At 64.8% G+C, this 18,657-nt stretch carries 17 protein-coding genes; 3 read left to right on the top strand and 14 right to left on the bottom strand.

The window, feature by feature from the left end:
- The first annotated feature begins 72 nt into the window (after positions 1 to 72).
- Positions 73 to 1,305, top strand: coding sequence for an MFS transporter (locus BRA471DRAFT_RS34775; protein ID WP_007615838.1), 1,233 nt, complete (start codon positions 73 to 75; stop codon positions 1,303 to 1,305).
- Positions 1,306 to 1,431: 126 nt separating this feature from the next.
- On the opposite strand, the gene BRA471DRAFT_RS34770 is transcribed toward BRA471DRAFT_RS34775, so the two are convergent.
- Together BRA471DRAFT_RS34770 and BRA471DRAFT_RS34765 are read right to left on the bottom strand one after the other, a co-directional pair.
- Complete coding sequence (locus tag BRA471DRAFT_RS34770) at positions 1,432 to 1,926, bottom strand: VOC family protein (RefSeq protein WP_007615837.1); 495 nt, start codon at positions 1,924 to 1,926, stop codon at positions 1,432 to 1,434.
- 90 nt (positions 1,927 to 2,016) lie between these two features.
- Entirely contained in the window at positions 2,017 to 2,562 is a 546-nt protein-coding gene (locus tag BRA471DRAFT_RS34765) for a carboxymuconolactone decarboxylase family protein (RefSeq protein WP_007615836.1), read from the bottom strand.
- 137 nt (positions 2,563 to 2,699) lie between these two features.
- On the opposite strand from BRA471DRAFT_RS34765, the gene BRA471DRAFT_RS34760 reads away from it, so the two are divergent.
- Both BRA471DRAFT_RS34760 and BRA471DRAFT_RS34755 read left to right on the top strand, forming a co-directional pair.
- Positions 2,700 to 3,914 (top strand): acyl-CoA dehydrogenase family protein, encoded by a 1,215-nt coding sequence (locus BRA471DRAFT_RS34760; RefSeq protein WP_007615835.1) that lies wholly within the window; start codon positions 2,700 to 2,702, stop codon positions 3,912 to 3,914.
- A gap of 144 nt (positions 3,915 to 4,058) precedes the next feature.
- The gene (locus BRA471DRAFT_RS34755; protein ID WP_007615833.1) at positions 4,059 to 5,198 is read left to right on the top strand and encodes an acyl-CoA dehydrogenase family protein; all 1,140 of its coding nucleotides are present in this window, start codon (positions 4,059 to 4,061) and stop codon (positions 5,196 to 5,198) included.
- Positions 5,199 to 5,475: 277 nt separating this feature from the next.
- On the opposite strand, the gene BRA471DRAFT_RS34750 is transcribed toward BRA471DRAFT_RS34755, so the two are convergent.
- The 12 genes from BRA471DRAFT_RS34750 to BRA471DRAFT_RS34700 form a co-directional block, all read right to left on the bottom strand.
- The gene (locus BRA471DRAFT_RS34750; RefSeq protein ID WP_035975288.1) at positions 5,476 to 6,513 is read right to left on the bottom strand and encodes an amino acid ABC transporter substrate-binding protein; all 1,038 of its coding nucleotides are present in this window, start codon (positions 6,511 to 6,513) and stop codon (positions 5,476 to 5,478) included.
- A 54-nt stretch (positions 6,514 to 6,567) separates the two neighbouring features.
- A complete protein-coding gene (locus BRA471DRAFT_RS34745) occupies positions 6,568 to 7,161 on the bottom strand; it encodes a L,D-transpeptidase (RefSeq protein WP_007597994.1) in 594 nt (197 codons plus the stop codon).
- Between the two features lie 387 nt (positions 7,162 to 7,548).
- Positions 7,549 to 8,523 carry a hypothetical protein gene (locus BRA471DRAFT_RS34740; RefSeq protein ID WP_007615829.1) on the bottom strand — a complete coding sequence of 325 codons (975 nt, stop codon included), beginning with the start codon at positions 8,521 to 8,523 and terminating at the stop codon, positions 7,549 to 7,551.
- 92 nt (positions 8,524 to 8,615) lie between these two features.
- Complete coding sequence (locus tag BRA471DRAFT_RS37740; protein ID WP_007615826.1) at positions 8,616 to 8,744, bottom strand: hypothetical protein; 129 nt, start codon at positions 8,742 to 8,744, stop codon at positions 8,616 to 8,618.
- Positions 8,744 to 9,754, bottom strand: a complete 1,011-nt coding sequence (cydB, locus tag BRA471DRAFT_RS34735) for a cytochrome d ubiquinol oxidase subunit II (RefSeq protein WP_007615825.1) — start codon at positions 9,752 to 9,754, stop codon at positions 8,744 to 8,746. The genes BRA471DRAFT_RS37740 and cydB overlap by 1 nt, the downstream gene beginning before the upstream one ends.
- Positions 9,751 to 11,160, bottom strand: a complete 1,410-nt coding sequence (locus tag BRA471DRAFT_RS34730; protein ID WP_007615823.1) for a cytochrome ubiquinol oxidase subunit I — start codon at positions 11,158 to 11,160, stop codon at positions 9,751 to 9,753. Before BRA471DRAFT_RS34730 ends, cydB begins: the two co-directional genes overlap by 4 nt.
- Before the next feature lie 141 nt (positions 11,161 to 11,301).
- Positions 11,302 to 11,865 carry a thioredoxin family protein gene (locus tag BRA471DRAFT_RS34725; RefSeq protein WP_007615820.1) on the bottom strand — a complete coding sequence of 188 codons (564 nt, stop codon included), beginning with the start codon at positions 11,863 to 11,865 and terminating at the stop codon, positions 11,302 to 11,304.
- 31 nt (positions 11,866 to 11,896) lie between these two features.
- Positions 11,897 to 12,595: a cytochrome c biogenesis CcdA family protein gene (locus BRA471DRAFT_RS34720; protein ID WP_007615819.1), complete on the bottom strand. Its 699-nt coding sequence runs from the start codon at positions 12,593 to 12,595 to the stop codon at positions 11,897 to 11,899.
- A gap of 512 nt (positions 12,596 to 13,107) precedes the next feature.
- Positions 13,108 to 13,719 (bottom strand): sigma-70 family RNA polymerase sigma factor, encoded by a 612-nt coding sequence (locus BRA471DRAFT_RS34715; RefSeq protein WP_007615818.1) that lies wholly within the window; start codon positions 13,717 to 13,719, stop codon positions 13,108 to 13,110.
- A 419-nt stretch (positions 13,720 to 14,138) separates the two neighbouring features.
- Complete coding sequence (locus BRA471DRAFT_RS34710; RefSeq protein WP_007615817.1) at positions 14,139 to 14,873, bottom strand: response regulator; 735 nt, start codon at positions 14,871 to 14,873, stop codon at positions 14,139 to 14,141.
- 10 nt (positions 14,874 to 14,883) lie between these two features.
- Positions 14,884 to 16,629, bottom strand: a complete 1,746-nt coding sequence (locus tag BRA471DRAFT_RS34705; protein WP_007615816.1) for a DUF3369 domain-containing protein — start codon at positions 16,627 to 16,629, stop codon at positions 14,884 to 14,886.
- Positions 16,599 to 18,629, bottom strand: coding sequence for a HAMP domain-containing sensor histidine kinase (locus tag BRA471DRAFT_RS34700; RefSeq protein ID WP_007615814.1), 2,031 nt, complete (start codon positions 18,627 to 18,629; stop codon positions 16,599 to 16,601). The genes BRA471DRAFT_RS34705 and BRA471DRAFT_RS34700 overlap by 31 nt, the downstream gene beginning before the upstream one ends.
- Between the last annotated feature and the right edge of the window lie 28 nt (positions 18,630 to 18,657).

Raw genomic sequence — 18,657 nt, 5'->3', positions numbered from 1 at the left:
TTACATGATGCTCGTCATCAACAGGCGGGCGTGAAGCACGGCGCTCGCGGGGGAAACGAAGGACAAGCGCAAATGCTCGACAATCCCCGGCACGACGTATCCATCGACGAATCCTCTCTCCGCTACGAAGGCTGGCGCATCGTCGCGGTCTGCTTCCTGCTCGCGACCTTCGGCTGGGGGCTCGGCTTCTACGGCCAGAGCGTCTATGTCGCCGAGCTCCAGCGCGCGCACGGCTGGTCGGCCTCGCTGATCTCGTCCGCCACGACGTTCTTCTATCTTTTCGGCGCGCTGCTCGTGGTCTTCGTCGGCGAAGCCGTCAACACATACGGCCCGCGCCTCGGCCTGATCGCGGGGACGCTGGCGATGTCGGCCGCGGCGGTCGCGATCGGCGCAGTGCGCGAGCCGTGGCAGCTTTATCTCGCGAACGCCGTGCTCGCCTTCGGCTGGGCCGGCACGAGTCTGGCCATGATCACCAACACGATCAGCCTGTGGTTCGACCACAAGCGCGGCATGGCCATCAGCCTGGCGCTGAACGGCGCAAGCTTCGGCGGCATCGTCGGCGTACCGCTGCTGGTGACCCTGATCGGCCATGTCGGCTTCGCCAGCGCGATGTATATCGTCGCCGGCGCCATGCTGGCGCTGCTCCTGCCGGTGATCCTGATCGTCGTCGGCCGCCCGCCCGATCTCCATGGCCGGCGCGCCGCGACGAAAACGAAGCCGCAATCGTCGGCGCAGATTCGCAGCCAGGCGTTGCGCGATGTCGGCTTCCTCACCGTGACCATTGCCTTTGCTTTGGTGCTGTTCGCGCAGGTCGGCTTCATCGTCCACCTGATCTCGTTCCTGGATCCCGTGATCGGGCGCGAGCGCGCGGCCGTTGCGGTTGCGGTGCTGACCGCGATGGCGGTGATCGGCCGGGTGCTGTTTTCGCTGGTGATCGACCGCCTCAACCAGCGGCTTGCCTCGGCGCTATCGTTCCTGAGCCAGGCCGTGGCGCTTCTCGTCGTCATCAATCTGCACAATGACTACGTGCTGATCGCGGCCTGCGCATTGTTCGGCTTCTCGGTCGGCAATCTCATCACGCTGCCGTCGCTGATCGTGCAGCAGGAATTCGATTCCGCGTCGTTCGGCGTGCTGATCAGCCTCAACACCGCGATCAACCAGGTGACCTATGCGTTCGGCCCCGGCGTGGTCGGTTTTCTGCGCGATTTCTCCGGCGGCTATGAGCTGCCGTTCTATCTCTGTATCGCGCTGGAAGTGGTAGCGGCGGCGTTGATCATGGTGCGGGGACGAAGATCTCAGTCGTGAGCGAAGGCGCCTCAACACACTCCGTCATTGCGAGGAGCCCTTGCGACGAAGCAATCCAGGCTGTCTCCGCGGTGACAGTCTGGATTGCTTCGCTGCGCTCGCAATGACGAGGAGAGGGAGCAGAACTCACGCCTCGCGCTGCTTCAGCAGCTCCTCCACATCCAGCCGCTTCGTGAACATCGCGAGCTTGCCGTCCGGCCCGAACGGCCATTGCTCCCGCGGCTTGTCCCAATACAGCTCCACGCCATTCTGGTCCGGATCGCGCAAATACAGCGCCTCGGACACGCCATGGTCGCTCGCTCCGTCGAGCGCAATGCCGGCCGTGAGCACGCGGTGCAGCGCATCGGCCAGCGCGGGTCGCGTCGGATAGAGGATCGCGGTGTGATAGAGCCCGGTCGTTCCCGGCGGTGGCGGCGAGCCGCCCTTGCTCTCCCAGGTGTTGAGCCCGATGTGGTGGTGATAGCTGCCGGCCGAGATGAAGGCCGCGCCGGAGCCCATGCGCTGCATCAGCTCGAAACCGAGCACGCCGCAATAGAAGCCGAGCGCGCGATCGAGATCGGCGACCTTGAGGTGAACGTGGCCGATCCTGGTGCCGGCGGCGACGGCTTGGTTCTGCGACATGCGGCTGCTCCGTTGACAATCCCCACATAGGCCCGGCCTCGGGACAGTGCCACTGGCCTATCCTGAAACCCATCGTTTCCATATGCGAAACTATGACAGCTCCCGCACCTCGCCCTCCGGCAGCTCGAACTCGAACGTGTTCAGCGTCATCGACACCAGCGTGTAATAGCCGCAGAGACCGATCACCTCGACCACGCCGCGTTCGCCGAGCAGCTTCACCGCCGCGTCATAGAGGCCCTTCTCGACGCCGTGGCCCTCATGCAGCGACTTTGCGACGTCGTAGATCATCTTGCCCTTGGGATCGTCGAACTCGGGCGTGCGGCGGTCGCGGATGGCGTCGATGATGTCAGGGTCCATGCCACCGGCAAGCGCCAGCCGCTTGTGCGCGTACCATTCGTAATGGGCGGTCCAGTGCCGCGCCGTCACCAGGATCGCGATCTCCGAGAGCTTCGCGGGGAAGATCGTGTCGTAGCGCAGGACCTCGCCGAGCCGCGTGGCGTGACGGGCCATGTCGGGGCTGTTGAGCCAGGCCATCATCGGGGCCGGCGGCTTGCCGCGCTTGCCGGCAATCGACTCGTCATAGGTCTGCCGCTGGCTCTCGTTCATTTCGCCAGGCGAAAGAAGCTTCAGGCGCATTGTTGTTTCCTCTTTGTTTTCAAGCTTCGCCGTCGCGGCGACTATAGCGGATGCGTGACACGGAAGTGGTTGAATTCCACGGGAGCTTGGCCCAGAGTCGCGCCCAACAAGCCGATTTTGATTGATGGAAACGACCAATGACTGACTCCAGGGCCAGCGAGACTGAGACCGCCGATCTCGAAACATTCCGCAGCGAAACACGTGCCTGGCTCGAGGCCAACTGCCCGCCGGAAATGCGCAAGCCCGCGACATCAGACGCCGACGTGTTCTGGGGCGGACGCAATGCAAAGTTCTCGTCGGAGCCGCAGCGCATCTGGTTCGAGCGCATGCGCGACAAGGGCTGGACCGTACCAGACTGGCCGAAGGAGTATGGCGGCGGTGGCCTCAGCGCTGCCGAGCACAAGGTGCTGCGCGCGGAGATGGGACGAATCGGCGCGCGTCCCCCGCTGTCGAGCTTCGGGATCTGGATGCTCGGGCCGGCGCTGCTGAAATACGGCAACGACGCGCAGAAGAAGGAGCATCTGCCGAAAATCGCTGCGGGCCTGATCCGCTGGTGCCAGGGCTATTCCGAGCCGAACGCCGGCTCCGATCTCGCGTCGCTCCAGACCCGCGCCGAGAGCGACGGCGATGATTTCGTCATCACGGGGTCGAAGATCTGGACGTCCTATGCCAACTACGCCGACTGGATCTTCTGCCTCGTCCGCACCGATCCCGCCGCGAAGAAGCATGACGGCATCAGCTTCATCCTGTTCGACATGACCTCGAAGGGCGTGACCACCAAGCCGATCCTGCTGATCTCCGGCTACTCGCCGTTCTGCGAGACGTTCTTCGACAATGTCCGCGTGCCGAAATCGCACGTGGTCGGCACCGTCAACCGCGGCTGGGACGTCGCAAAATATCTGCTCCAGCACGAGCGCGCGATGATATCAGGCATGGGCGAGCGCGGCGTCGGCCGTCCGCTCGGCCAGATCGCGGCCGATTCCGTCGGCACCGATGCGCTGGGGCGGCTCGACGATGCGATGCTGCGTGGCCGCATCGCCAGCTTCGACGTCGACGAAGCTGCCCTTGCAGCCTGCGCCGAGCGCGCGGTCGATCTCGCCAAGGCGGGTCAGGCGCATCCGGCGTTCTCGTCGGCGATGAAATATTACGGCACCGAGCTCAACAAGCGCCGTTACGAGATCCTGATGTCGGCCGGCGGCGTCGATGCGCTGGAATGGGAGAGCGAGCGCTCCAGGCAAGGCGCCCGTCCACGCGCCTGGCTGCGTACCAAGGCCAACTCGATCGAGGGCGGCACGACCGAGGTCATGCTCGGCATCGTTGCCAAGCGCATCCTCGATCTGCCGGGGGCGTAAGATTTCCCGTCATTCCGGGGCGCGCGAAGCGCGAGCCCGGAATCCATTTCACCGCGTATATGCCGCCTGATGGATTCCGGGCCTGGCCCTTCGGGCCATCCCGGAATGACCAAGACAAGACAGATTTCGAATCGGAACACGCACATGGCCCTCGTCCTCACCGAAGAACAATCGATGCTCCGCGACAGCGCGCGCGGGCTGATCAGCGACAAGGCGCCGGTGTCGCATTTGCGGCATCTGCGCGACAGCAAAGACCCCATCGGCTTCTCCAAGGAGTTTTGGCATTCCTTCGCCGAGATGGGTTTTGCCGGCTTGCTGGTGCCGGAAGAGTTCGGCGGTAGCGGGCTCGGCTATGTCGAGGCCGGCGTGGTGATGGAGGAGATCGGCCGCACGCTGATGCCGTCGCCCTTCCTCGCCACCAGCGTGGTCGCGGCCTCGGCACTGAACCGTGGCGGCAATGCCGCGCAGAAGTCGGAATATCTGCCGAAGATTTCCAACGGCTCCCTGCTCGCGACGCTCGCGGTCGACGAGGGCGCAAAGCATCGCCCGCTTCAGGCCAGCCTCCAGGCCGTGCGGGCCGGCAACGGCTTCAAGCTCTCCGGCGCCAAGGCGCTGGTGGTCGATGGCCACGTCGCCGATCTCTTTATCGTCGCCGCGCGCACCGCAGGCGCGGCCGGCGAGCGCGAGGGGCTGACGCTGTTCCTCGTCAATCCCAAGGCCAAGGGCGTTACGATCGAGCGCACCATCATGGTCGACGCGCACAATGCGGCGCGGATTGAACTCGCCAACGTCGAGGTCAACGCCGACAGCGTGCTCGGCGAAGTCGACCAGGGGGCCGGCTTGCTCGACGGCGTGCTCGATATCGGGCGCGGCGCGGTGGCCTCCGAAATGGTCGGCTTGAGCGAAGAGGTGTTCAACCGCACCGTCGAGTACCTGAAGAGCCGCAAGCAGTTCGGCAAGCTGATCGGCGAATTCCAGGCGCTGCAGCACCGCGCCGCCGAACTCTATGTCGACATCGAGATCACCCGGGCCGCCGTGATGAAGGCGCTGCAAGCGCTCGATACGGACGTGGCCAAGGCCGCCTCAAGCGTCGCGGTGGCAAAGGCCCGCGCCGGCACCACCGCCACGCGCGCGGTGCAGGAAGGCGTGCAGATGCATGGCGGCATGGGCATGACCGACCAGTTCGACATCGGCTTCTTCATGAAGCGCGCGCGTGTGTGCGAGGAATTGTTCGGGGATGCCAATTACCACACCGAGCAGCTGGCGCGGGCGCGGGGATATTGAGCGCGCGAACATGAGACGCGAGCACGTGCCTCACACGGAGTGTCGTCGCCCGGCTTGACCGGGCGACCCAGTACGCCGCGGCCTCTCGATTGATCACAACCGTCTCTGGAATACTGGATCGCCCGCTTTCGCGGGCGATGACAGTTGAGAGTGTGGATAGCGCGCCCGCCCCAAGCTCGTCATTGCGAGGAGCACTTGCGACGAAGCAATCCAGACTGTCGCCTTGGAAAGACTCTGGATTGCTTCGCTCCGCTCGCAATGACGGCGGAGATACTCCTTACCGCACCGGCGGCGCGTATTGCACGCCGCCTGCATTCCACAGCTGGTTCATTCCGCGCGGGATCTTCAGCTTCGACTTCTCGCCGATGTTGCGCTCGTACATCTCGCCGTAATTTCCGACGTGGCGGATGATGCGGACCACCCAATCCTTGGTGAGGCCGAGCTGCTCGCCGTAATTGCCCTCGGTGCCGACCAGCCGCATCACTTCCGGCTTCTTCGATTTCAGGGCCTCGTCGATGTTCTCCGAGGAGACGCCGAGCTCCTCGGCGTTGATCATCGCGTACAGCGTCCACTTCACGATCATCATCCAGTCGTCGTCGCGCTGGCGCACGACGGGTGCGAGCGGCTCCTTGGAGATCATGTCCGGCAGGATCATGTGGTCGCCGGGCTTCGACAGGTTGATCCGCAGCGCGTAGAGCTGGGAGACGTCGGCGGAGAGCGTGTCGCATTTGCCGGTATCGTAGGCTTTCACCACGTCGTCCAGCTTGTCGAACTTCATCTCTTCATACTTCATGTTGTTGGCACGGAAGTAATCCGCGACGTTGAGCGCCGTGGTGGTCCCGGTTTGGACGCAGACCTTGCTGCCGGTCAGATCCAGCGCGGTTTCCTTGTTGCGCGCGCGCGGCAGCATGAAGCCTGCGCCGTCGTAATAGGCGACCGCGGGGAAATAGAGATCGTAGTCGAGCTCGCGCGCCATGCTCCAGGTCGAGTTGCGCGAGAGGATGTCCACTTTCCGGCTCTGCAATTCCTTGAAGCGCTCGCTGGCATCGAGCGCGACGAATTTCGCCTTGCTCGGGTCGTTGAAGATCGCGGAGGCCACCGCGCGGCAGAAATCGACGTCGAAGCCGGTCCAGTTGCCCTTGTCGTCGGGGATCGAGAAGCCCGGCAGGCCCTTGTTGACGCCGCACAGCACTTCGCCGCGGCGGACGGTGCGCTTCAGGGTGCGGGTGTCGTAGAATTCATAGATGATGGCCAGGACGGCGACCAGCACGGCGACTGCGAGCCCGATCAGCAGGCCGCCACGAAAAGTGCGCATCATGTTGCTCTCTCGAAATAATCGGGAAAAGGAATATTCGCCAGGGCGAGAAGATCAGAGTTCGGGCTTCTGCCGGATGACCACCTTGGTGCCGACAGGGACGCGATCGTAGAGATCGGCGACGTCGCGATTGACGAGCCGGAAGCAGCCTGAGGAGACCTTGGTGCCGATCGTGTCGGGCCGATTGGTGCCGTGGATGCGATAAACGGTGGTGCCCAGATACATGGCGCGCGCGCCGAGCGGATTTCCGGGGCCGCCGGCCATGAAGCGCGGCAGATAGGGCTGGCGCTGGATCATCTCCGGCGGCGGCGTCCAGTCCGGCCACTCCTTTTTGTTGGTGATGTTCACCAGCCCCTGCCATTGAAAACCATCGCGGCCGACGCCGATGCCATAGCGGATCGCACGACCACCGGGCTGCACCAGGTAGAGATGCCGTTCGGCGGTCGAGATGATGAGAGTGCCGGGCGCTTCGGTGGTGCGGAAATAGACGACCTGCTTCTGCCATTCCGGATCGAGCTCATAGGCATCGTCGGCGACCAGGCCCGGCTCGTCGCCGCGGTCGGGCTGCTGGGCGTAGGCATGGGGTGCGGACAGGATCAGGCCGATCGCAGCCACAAACATCCCGGTCAGGCGACGAAAATCCGTCATTTCAAGCTCTCCCCGCGGCCAAGGCCAAAATCATCTGGAACCATCAAATCTCAGGGCCATCTTCATGGCAAGTTCAAGGCACCCTTAGACGATATGTCACGAGAATGCTTTGGTTTTTTGACGGACGGCGCGCAATACCACAAACGGGGGATGGCGCGAAAAGCTCAGATTACCGCCGAGAAGTCGATGCGCTCCCTCCCCCGCTTGCGGCGGAGGGTCGGGGAGAGGGTGTCTCCGCAGAAAGACTCCCCCAGAGGAGAGAACCCTCACCCGGCGCGCGGGACGATGCTTCGCATCGCCCGGGCGCGCCGACCTCTCCCGCAACCGGGAGAGGCTCAGACCGAACTAGCGGCGAGATCAACTTCGCCAATTCGCACGAGATGCCAGCTAGATCTTGTTGTTCTCAGCCGCGATCCCGAGCCGCCGGACGATCTCCGTCCCCACGGCCCGCGCCTCGGGCCTCGAACCGATGCGAGGACTGCGAAACCGTCGTCCCGACTGCGATCGGATCACGACGATGCAGTGCTCCTCCTCGGACCGGCCGCGGCGCTCGACCGTGATCGTCTTGACGTCGCGCCCTTCGATGTGATCGGCGCGCAACGTGCCGTCGCCCCACAGGCGTTCGACTCGGATATCGCCCTGGCGGATGATCCAGAAAGCGCCGGTCACAAGGTTGGCATATCGGTGCACGCCGAAAGCGGCGAGCGCGCCGACCGGCAGCAGCATGATGTCGACCGGCCCGGGCGACAGGCCACGCCAGAGCCTGTAGGCGTAGGGAACGGCGCACAATGCGACGACGATCAGCGCGACGATCCTGATGTCCCTCGTCGAAAACGGCTCGAGGGGGTCACCGAGACGCATCTCGGGATTGCTGGCATCGAGCGGATTGACCGGAGACTCGACATCGGGAACGTCGAATTGCGCGGCGATCCGCGCCACCGTGTCGTGCACGTGGGTGACATCGGCGATCGGCGGCGATGTCAGGCGTTCTCCGGAGGCCAGCGTGAAGGCGAGCTGGAAGCGGGCTTTCGCCCTCTTGCTGCCGGGAACCTGCAATCCCCTGATGTCGTCCTTGGCGATGATCCGCGTCTTCAGTTTCCCGAACGGGCGCTGCTCCCCGATCAGGATCTCGTCCGGCGTGATGATCCACACCACCGCCGGCGCCAGCATGATGATGCCGACGAACGCCGCTCCCACCAGCAGCGCGACCACGGAGATGATCACCTCCAGGGGATCGTGTGTGAACAGGCCCGGCGTGAAGCACAGGGCAACGGCGGCCGCAAAGCCGGACATGACCAGCCGCTGCGCGATCGAGGCGCCTTCACGAAGGCGAATGTCGGGGCTGCTGGTGGCGTCGTCCATCGCGGGCGCTGATCTCTGTCGGCGCGAAACTCCACGGACGGGTCCGTGGAGTCAAGCAGCGGCGGGCGAGCGGTCCTCGCCGGCCGATCTGATCAATTCGGCGCAAGCCATAGCCTGAGACCGAACGAAATGATGGTGACGGCGCTCACCCCGCCGAGCCAGAGAACGGCGAACCAGATCAGCCGCCGCCTCAGCGGCATCAGTTCTGCATTGCGCGACATCAGTGATAGCCGCTCCCGGCCCGGACCTTGCCGCGGAAGACCCAGTAGGCCCAGCCGGTGTAGCCGAGGATCAGCGGCACCAGTCCGGCCACGCCCACCAGCATGAAGATCTGGCTGTTCCGCGGCGCCGCCGCCTGCCAGATGGTGATGCTCTGCGGCACGATATAGGGATACATGCTGATGCCCAGCCCGGCATAGGACAAGGCGAACAGCACCAGAGACAGCAAGAACGGCCGCGAGTCCTGCTTTCGGGTGAGACTGCGCATCAGGAGCGCGCTCACGGCGGCGACGGCGATCGGAACCGGCGCGGCCAGGACGATGCCTGGCCAGGCGAACCAGCGTTGTGCGTATTGGATGCTGAGAAAAGGCGTGGCGATGCTGACCGACGCGATGGTCGCAAGCATCGCGAACAGCAGATACCAACTCAGCCGGTAGGCCTTGTCGCGCAGGGCGCCCTCGGTCTTCAGGATGAGCCAGTTGGCGCCCAGCACGCAATAGCCGATGACCAGGGCGATCCCGGTCAGGAGGCTGAACGGCGTGAGCCAGTCCCACCAGCCGCCGGCATAATGCCGCGCCTCGACCTGCACGCCCTGCAGGATCGCCCCGAGCGCGATCCCCTGCGCCAGCGTTGCCACCAGAGAACCGGCGGCAAAAGCAATGTCCCAGCGGTTTCGTGCTGCGGTGGTGCGCCAGCGGAATTCAAAGGCGACGCCGCGGAAGACCAGGCCGATCAGCATCGCGATGATGGGCGTGTAGAGCGCCGGCATCAGCACCGCATAGGCGAGAGGAAAGGCGGCCATCAGGCCGCCGCCGCCCAGGACCAGCCACGTTTCGTTGCCGTCCCAGACCGGGGCCACGCTATTCATCATGACGTCGCGGTCGGCCTTGGCGGGAAACAACGGAAACAGCATGCCGAGGCCGAGATCGAATCCGTCCATCACGACATAGACGAACACCGCGAAGGCGATGATGAAGGCCCAGACGGTCGCGAGATCGACGGCGGCGATCATGACGGCGCACCCTGTGCCGCAGCGCCCGAGGCCGGCGTGATGCCGGCGGCGCGCGCCGGTATGTCGCCGCGCGGCCCCTGCTCTCCCTGGTGAGGCGAGGCCGCCATCAGGCGCAGAATGTAAATGGCGCCCGCCGCGAACACGATGAAATAGACGATGACGAAGGCCAGCAGCGACGACCCCACCGCCGGCGCGGCCAGCGGCGAGACGGCGTCCACGGTTCGCAACAGGCCGTAGACCGTGAAGGGCTGTCGGCCGGTCTCCGTGGTGATCCAGCCGGCGAGCACCGCGATGAACCCCGCCGGGCCCATGTACAGCGCGAAGATATGCAGCGGACGGGAGTCGAACAGGGTGCCGCGCCAGCGTGCCCAGAGGCTGAACAGCCCCAAGCCGAAGATCAGGAAGCCAAGCCCGACCATGATGCGGAACGACCAGAATGTGATCGGCACCGGCGGCCAGTTTTCGCGCGGCACGGTATCAAGTCCTGCGAGCGGCGCATCGAGGGAGTGCTTGAGGATCAGCGAGGACAGTTTCGGGATCTCGATCGCGTAATCGACCCGGCCGGCGGCCTGATCGGGAAGCCCGAACAGAATCAGCGGCGCACCGTCCTTGTGACTCTGGTAGTGCCCCTCCATGGCCATGACCTTGGCCGGTTGATGCGCCAGCGTGTTGATGCCGTGCTGATCGCCGGCAAGGATCTGGATCGGCGCGACCAGTGCCGCCATCCACATCGCCATCGAGAACATCACCCGGGGGCCGGCGAGATGGCGGTCGCGCAGCAGATGAAACGCGCCGACCGCGCCGACCACCAGCGATGTCGTCAAATAGGCGGCGAGCACCATGTGCACGAGCCGGTAGGGGAAGGATGGATTGAAGATCGCCTCGAACCAGTCGGCGACCACGAACTGGCCATCAGAATTGACGGCGTAGCCGGCCGGGGTCTGCATCCATGAATTGGCGGAGAGGATCCAGAACGCCGAGATCAACGTGCCGATCGCCACCATCAGCGTCGCAAGGAAGTGCAGCCTCGGGCCGACGCGTTCGAGACCGAACAGCATAACGCCGAGGAAACCGGCTTCGAGGAAGAACGCGGTCAGCACCTCGTAGGCCATCAACGGACCGATGACCGGTCCGGTCTTGTCGGCAAAGGCCGACCAGTTGGTGCCGAACTGGTAGGACATCACGATGCCCGACACCACGCCCATGCCGAACGTGATCGCGAAGATCTTCAGCCAGTAGTGAAACAGGTTGAGGAAGACCTCGCGGCCGGTCCACAGCCAGATGGCCTCAAGCACCGCGAGATAGCTGGCGAGCCCGATCGAGAACGCCGGAAATACGATGTGGAACGACATCGTGAACGCAAACTGCGCGCGCGCAAGCACGATGGGATCAAGATTCGACAGCATCGGCGCTCCCGTACAACACGACAATCGTGACGACGCGGGCGCCGATCTGGCAGCTCAGCTATGCCATCGCGCCCGGCCACTGCATGGATGACTCATGCCGCGTGCGCATCCTATAGGACTCTTTGTCTAAGCTGTAAGACATCAGCTATTGGCGTTCAGCAGCTTTGCCACGGTGCGGTCGATCTCGTCATAGCGGCCTTCGCCCGCATGCTGGAACACGATCTTGCCGTTCTGGTCGATGATGTACTGCGCCGGCCAATACTGGTTGCTGTAGGCGTTCCAGGTCCTGGAATCATTGTCCTGCGCCACCGGATAGGTGATGCCGTGCCTCTTCAGCGCCGCCTGGACATTGGAGGCCGAGCGCTCGAACGGGAATTCCGGCGTGTGCACGCCGACCACGACGAGACCCCGGTCCTTGTACTTGGCATAGAGGTCGGTGACGTGCGGCAGCGTGTTGACGCAGTTGACGCAGCCATAAGTCCAGAAGTCGACCAGCACGACCTTGCCGCGGAGGTCGGCGAGGCTGAGCGGCTTCGAGTTGAACCAGTTGTTGATGCCGGTAAAGTCGGGCGCAGTCTGCAGGCTGGCGGCAGCGGTGACGACAGGGACGGCGCGCGCGGCCTCGTCGCAGATGCCGGGGATGACGGCGCCTGTCACGGCGATGCCGATCAGTGCGGCGGAGACGGCGAGCAGCTTGAAAGTCATGGACGAGTCCTCCGGTTGAGATGCGCGATGATCACAGGCCGATCTGGCCGGTGGGATAGAAGCCGGTGAGCCACGCCACGATCAGCGTGTCGTATTGGAAATAGGCGGCGAGCGCGAAGCCGATCACGACGACGCCAAAGCCCCGCTGCAGCCTCGGCGAAATGCGCGCGAGGCTGCGCACCCGCGTGGTGGCGGCCTGCCCGCCATAGGCAATCGCAAGCATCGGAATAGCGGCGCCGATCGCGTAGGCGACCAGCAGCGTGCCGGCCCAGGTTGCGTTCTTCGTCGTGGCGACCAGCGTCAGGATCGAGCCGAGCACCGGGCCGGCGCAGGGCGTCCAGACCAGGCCAAGCGTGGTGCCGAGCACGAGTCCGCCGAGCGCGCCCTCGCGCTGCGTGGCGCCGGAGTTGCCGAGATCGAGCCAGCCGTTGAGCCGGATCGACAGCCATTCGAACGGCGCCGGCCACAGCATCAACAGGCCGAAGCCGAGCAGCAGGATGGCTGCCGCCTCGCGCAGCACGTTCGGATCGAAATCGAAAGCCCGCGTCAGCGCGCCCAACAGCAGCGCGACGGCCGAGAACGAGACGACGAAGCCGAGCGCGATCATCGCGGGGCGCAGATGCGAGCTGCGACCGATCGAGGCGCCGAGCAGGATCGGCAGCATCGGCAGCGTGCAGGGCGCGGCGATGGTGAGGATGCCGGCGAGGATCGCGAAGAGGAGTTCGAGCATCGGGGGCACTCGTGAAGGGGGTCACGAGGGCTGTTCGGGATAGATGTGTCGGACGTTACGCCGCGTCACACGTTCGTGACGGGCGCGGCTGCGGGCCGCAACGATGGTGCGTTCCCTCCCCCCTTGTGGGGGAGGGTTAGGGAGGGGGGTAGCCCAGGAGATGGTCTACCCGTCTGGCATCATGCCGCGCCTGCAAGTCGAGAGAGTCCCCGTGTGGCCCCCTCTCCCTGCCCCTCCCCCACAAGGGGGGAGGGAACGAGAGAGACGTGCCCGCCTCACTCAAGCGCACCGCCGCAGCCGTCCACCCCAAACACAAAACGACCCGGAGGGGGGCATCCCGTCCGGGTCGTTGGAGGTCTTGGGAGGTTTAACGAAACCGTATGTGAGCTTTATAGGAGGGAAGTTTTTCCGCCTGATGTTGTGCTTTGTTTCAATTGTTTCGTCGGCGGTAACACTTCCGTGTCCGGGGTAGGGCCAAAACGAACGCCCTATCCCATTGAAATATCTGAACTTCAGGCAGCGAAGCGCTCGACGCCGGCGCCCTTAAGCAATTCGGCCAGCTGCTTGCGGGCGTAGAACATCCGGGTCTTCACCGTGCTCTGCGGGATGCCGATGATCTGTCCGACCTCCTCCACCGACTTCTCATGGTAGTAGACCAGAGTGATGATTTCGCGATGCGCGGGCGATAGCTTCTGAACGCAGGCGCGCAGGATTGCGCTGGTGTCGCTGCGGTCGAGCGAGGTCTCCGGCGTGTCGCAACCGTCGGCGATCTGGCGCACGTCTTCCTGATCGATGTCCTCGAAGCGACGCTGGCGCATCGCGGTCAGCGCCTTGAAGCGGGCGATCGAGAGCAGCCAGGTCGAAACCTGCGAGCGGCCCTGGAATTGGCCGGCGGTCCGCCACACGTCCAGAAACACCTGGCTGACGAGGTCTTCCGCCGTGGTCGCGTCGCGCACGATCCGCAGGATGAAGCGGTAGACGCGCACATTGTGCCGGCAATAAAGGATGTGCATGGACGTCCGGTTGCCGTCGGCAATGCTTTCGAGAAGCATGTCGTCCGAGGTCGCCTGAGCGGCAATGATGCTCTGGCTGGCTTGGGCGTTGATGGCGATGACGTTCGGCATTGACTTGGCTCCCCGTAGCGCCGCAACCGAGCGGCGTTTCCTTGGACCAAAGTGTTAATGAGCCAACGTTTCGGGACGTCTGCACGAAAAGGAGAAAATGGTTTCGTGCGCCGCCAAATTGTTTCGTCGAATTAGCCGCGACGAAACATTCGGGGCAAAAAAGCGTGGAATTTCAATATACGGAAAATACGGGGGTGGGGATGAGGCGACGAGCGGAGGGGCCGGGAACGTATTTCGGGCTTTTGCGTTCGATGTCGCCTCAATCCCAGCTGTCGTCCTGGCCTAGTGCGCAATTGCGCACGGGGGGCCGGGACCCATAACCACGGAGTGGGTTTGGCGAAGACACGAGGGACCAGCCTCGCGCAGCAACTTCTGCTTGGGGTAACGGGTCCTGGCTTTCGCCAGGACGACGATGGGGCCTACGCCTTCTCGCCCGACGGCGAGAACAAATAGCCGCCGCCGCGGATGGTGCGGATCACGGCGGGTTTGGTGGGATCGGGCTCGATCTTGCGGCGGATGCGCATGATGCGCAGGTCGACGGCGCGGTCGAAGGCTTCGGCGTCGCGCGCATTGGCCAATTCCAGCAGGCGCTCGCGCGACAGCACCCGCTTCGGATTGGCCGCGAACACTTTCAAGAGCCCGAACTCGGATGCGGTCAGCGGGTGCTCGTTGCCCTCGTCGTCGCGCAAGGCCTGCGCTTCGAGATCGAGCCACTTCGTCCCGAACCGCACCAATTGCTCCTTGTCCGATTTCGCAGCCGCCGTTTCCGCCACGGCTTTCGCCGGTGCGCTCCGGCGCAGCACCGAGCGGATGCGCGCCATCAGCTCACGCAGCTCGCACGGCTTGGCCACGTAATCGTCGGCGCCGAGCTCGAGGCCGACGACGCGGTCGATCGGGCTCGCCGTCGCGGTGAGCATGATCACCGGCACGTTGATGCGGCTCTTGAGGTCGCGGATGATCGAGAGCCCGTCTTCCTCCGGCATGTTGAGGTCGAGCACGACGAGGTCGGGCATGCTGCCGTCGATCGCCGTGCGCAAGGACTTGCCGCCGTCGCACAGCGTCACGGTGAAGCCGTGCATCTTGAGGTAATCGCCGACCATCTCCCGGGCCGGGGCCTCGTCGTCGACGATCATGATGTGCTGGCTTTGGGTCATGGTCCTGAGATCACGGGATTTCGGTCGCGGGGAGGGTGATGGTGAAGGTCGAGCCCTTGCCGGGGCCCTCGCTCTCGGCGGTCACCTCGCCGCCATGCATGTCGATGATACGCTTGACGATGGACAACCCAAGCCCCGTCGAGCTCTCGCCGGCGGTCGGTTTTGCCGACAGCCGCTGGAACCGGCCGAACAGGCGGCCGAGATCCTCCGGCGAGAGGCCGGCGCCCTCGTCGCTGACGCGGACGATGGTGTCGCCGCCCTCATGGCTGACGACGACGCCGATCTTGCCGCCGATCGGTGAGTATTTGATGGCGTTGCTGATCAAATTGTCGATCGCCTCGCGGATGCGGTCGGTGTCGCACATGGTGACGATGTTGACGGGCGCGGTGACGCTGATCGCCTGCTGCTTGTTGACGGCGAGCGGCTGGTTGGCCTCGGCGACCTCCTTGACCAGGGCCGCGACGTCGACCGGCTCGCGGCGGATGGTGATGTCGAAGGCGTCGGCCATCGCGTCCGAGATCAGATGATCGACCATCGTGGTCAGGCGCTTGGTCGCATCGCGGATGTGATCGACCTGGGCGACCACGCCGCTTGACGACGCGCCGGTCGAGATCAGCTCCTTCAGCATCTCGGTGCGGCCGAGGATGACGCCGAGCGGGTTCTTCAGATCGTGCGCAACGGTGCCGAGGATCTCGTTCTTGAAGCCGTTGGCGCGCTGCAGCCGCAGCCATTGCGCCGAGAGGCGGCGGTTGGCCTGCATCAGCGCGCGGGTGCGCTGGGCGACGCGGTCTTCCAGCTGGGTGTTGGCGGCCTGGAGCTGCTGGTAGAGAATGACGTTGTCGAAGGCGATCGAGAGCCGGCTGGAGAAGATCTCGACCAGCGAGCGGTCGGTTTCCGACAGCTCGCGCTCGGCCTGCAGCAGCACCACGACCTCGCGGCCGCTTCCGGTGCGCAAATAGATCACGCTGCGGTGGTCGGCGAATTCGTTCTTGCGGCCCTGGAAAGCGGCTTCCACCATCGCGCGCAGATCGGGGTCGAGCGCCTTCGACGAGGTCGTGCCGATGAAGCGGCTGTAGCAGCCGCTGCCGGCGAGCACCGAGAGCTCGGGGTCGATGCCGCCATTGTCGCGCAAGACCAGGATGCCGGCGCAATCGACGTTGAGCAGCGAGGCGAGCTGGGTCAGCACGCCCTCGGCGAGCCGCTGCATCGACTTGAAGTCGTACAGCGTCGAGGCGGCGTCGATGATGATCTCGAGCCCGCGCCTTGTCTGCAGCATGCGCTCGAGCTGCTGGTAGGAGCGCAGCGCCGCGGTCAGCGAGGTGAACAGCTTGTCGGCGGTGAGCTCGGTCTTGGCCTTGTAGTCGTTGATGTCGTACTGCACGATCACGCGCCGCTCGGGGGCCTGGCCGGGCTGTCCGGTGCGCAGGATGATGCGCACGGTCTCGTTCTTGAGCTCGTTGCGGATGTACTCGACCAGCTCGAGGCCGGCGACGTCCGTCTCCATGATGACGTCGAGCAGCACGGCGGCGATGTCGCTGTGCGCGGCCATCAGCTTGCGACCTTCCGCCGCGGAATGGGCAGAAAGGATCTCCAGGCCCTGGCCGTTGAGGTTGTAGTCGGACAGCGCAAAGCGCGTGCCGTCATGCACGGCCGGATCGTCGTCGATGACGGCGATCTTCCATTTCCGGGCGTCAACATCCTCCGATGCGGTACCGGTATCGTCGATCAGGTGGAGGACATCGTCCTGTTCGGCCATTGAGAAGTCCCGTCAGTCTCTGTGCTTTGCCCGCCGCCCCTGGCGACCCGGGGCATGATAATGCGAAATGTGGTGCCTTGTCCCAGCTTGGATTCCAGCATCATGCGCCCGCCGAGCTGCTGGGTGACGAGGTTATAGACGATATGGAGGCCGAGTCCCGTGCCACCTTCATTGCGCCTGGTGGTAAAGAATGGGTCAAAGGCTTGGCGCTGCACGTCGGAGGTCATGCCGGCCCCGTCATCGGTGAAGATGATCTCGACGTCGTCGGCCCCGCGGGGGCGCGCCGAGATCGTGATCGTGCCGGCGCGGCCGTCGGCAAAGGCGTGGTTGGCGGCATTGAGGAACAGGTTGGTCAGGATCTGGCCATAGGAGCCGGGATAGCCATCGAGCAGCAGTCCCTCGGGCATGTCGACTTGGAGCGTGATCGGCGAGCGCTTCAGCACCGGGCGCAGGCTCGCGATGATCTGGTCGGTGGCTTCGCTCAGTGAGAACTGCCGCCGCTCGGCATGGGAGCGGTCGACCGCGACCTGCTTGAACGACTGGATCAGTTCGCCGGCGCGCTGCAGATTGGCGACGAGCTGCTGCGAGGCGTCGCGCGAGGACTGCACGAATTCTTCCAGCTGCGAGCGGCGCAGGCCGCCGTCGCCCTTGAGCTGGGCCTCGAAAATCTCGGTGCGCCGGGCAAAACTCGACGCAACGGTGAGGCTGATGCCGATCGGATTGTTGACCTCGTGCGCGACGCCGGCGACGAGGCCGCCGAGGGCGGCGAGCCTCTCGGCATCGATCAGATTCTGCTGCGCGGCGTTGAGCTCGAGCAGCGCACTCTCGGCCTTCTCCTTGGACGCGCGCAACTCGTCCTCGGTCTGGCGCTTCGCGATCGCGTTTTCGCGGAATACTTCCACCGCGCGCGCCATGGCCCCGACTTCGTCGCGCGCGCGCGTGCCCTGCACCTCGCGGCCGAGGTCGCCGAGCGTGATCGCGCGCATCGCCGCCATGATCTGCTGCAGCGGCAGCCGGATTGACAGCGCGATCAGCACGCCGGCGGTGAGGATGATGCCGAGGAAAATCACGGCGATGGAAAGAACACGACGGGAAATGTCCGCCAGCGTGCGGTCGAACGTCTCCTGCGCCTTCTGCTCGCGCTGGCGCATCTTGGTGGAGAGATCGTCGATGGCGCCGATCGCCTCGGCCTGGTTGGCGTCGATGGTGTTGCGCAGCAGCTCGGTACGGTTCGTGAGCTGCTCGGAGAGCTTTGCGAAGCCCTCGCGCAGCGCGGCGGTCCGGGCCGCGAGCCGTCGCAGCGCCATGCGCTGGAGGTCGTTGTCGGCGAGATCGATCATCACGGGGATGGTCTTCTCGATCGTCTCGGTGTTGCGGCGGGCGTCGTCGGCCGCACCCGGTGACAGCGACAGATAGTAGGAATTGGCCGCGACCAGCATCGCGGTGAAGGCCTCGCGCGACTTGCCCAGCGAAGGCCAGATCAGCGCGTCGCGATGGCCGGTGGCGCCTTCGATGATGGAATAGAGCCCGGCCATGTCCCGGGCCGGTCCCTGCACCTGATCCTCATAGGTCCTGGCGATGGTGGCCTGCACGCCGCGCAGCTCGCCGAAGCCATTGAGGAAGCGCTCGGTGGTGCGCTCCAGCTCCTCGACCGAGCCCGACAGCATCGGGTCCTTGGCGGCACGGTTGGCCAGCGTACCCAGCACCGCCTCGCGCAGCAGCAGGATCTCGGCGAACAGGTCGGAGCTCGGCTGGTTGATGTAGCGGTGGATCAGATTGTGCAGCCGCCCGGTCTCGCTTTCGAGCAGCGCCAGGATCCGGTCGGACTCGCGCACCTGGCGCACGTCGTCCCAGGCCGAGCCGAGCACCTGCGAGCCGTTCCAGATCAGCCCGACCAGCACGATGACCACGGCGGAGTTCAGCGCCGCGATCGACAGGATGCGCCAGCGGATCGGCACCGCCCGGAGCACGCCGACCAGCCGCGCGCGCAGCCGCCCCATCGGTCCGGGCGACCTGTCTGCATGCTCG

The organism is Bradyrhizobium sp. WSM471 (assembly GCF_000244915.1).
Taxonomy (GTDB): Bacteria; Pseudomonadota; Alphaproteobacteria; order Rhizobiales; family Xanthobacteraceae; genus Bradyrhizobium.
This window is presented reverse-complemented; position numbering and strand designations above follow the sequence as displayed.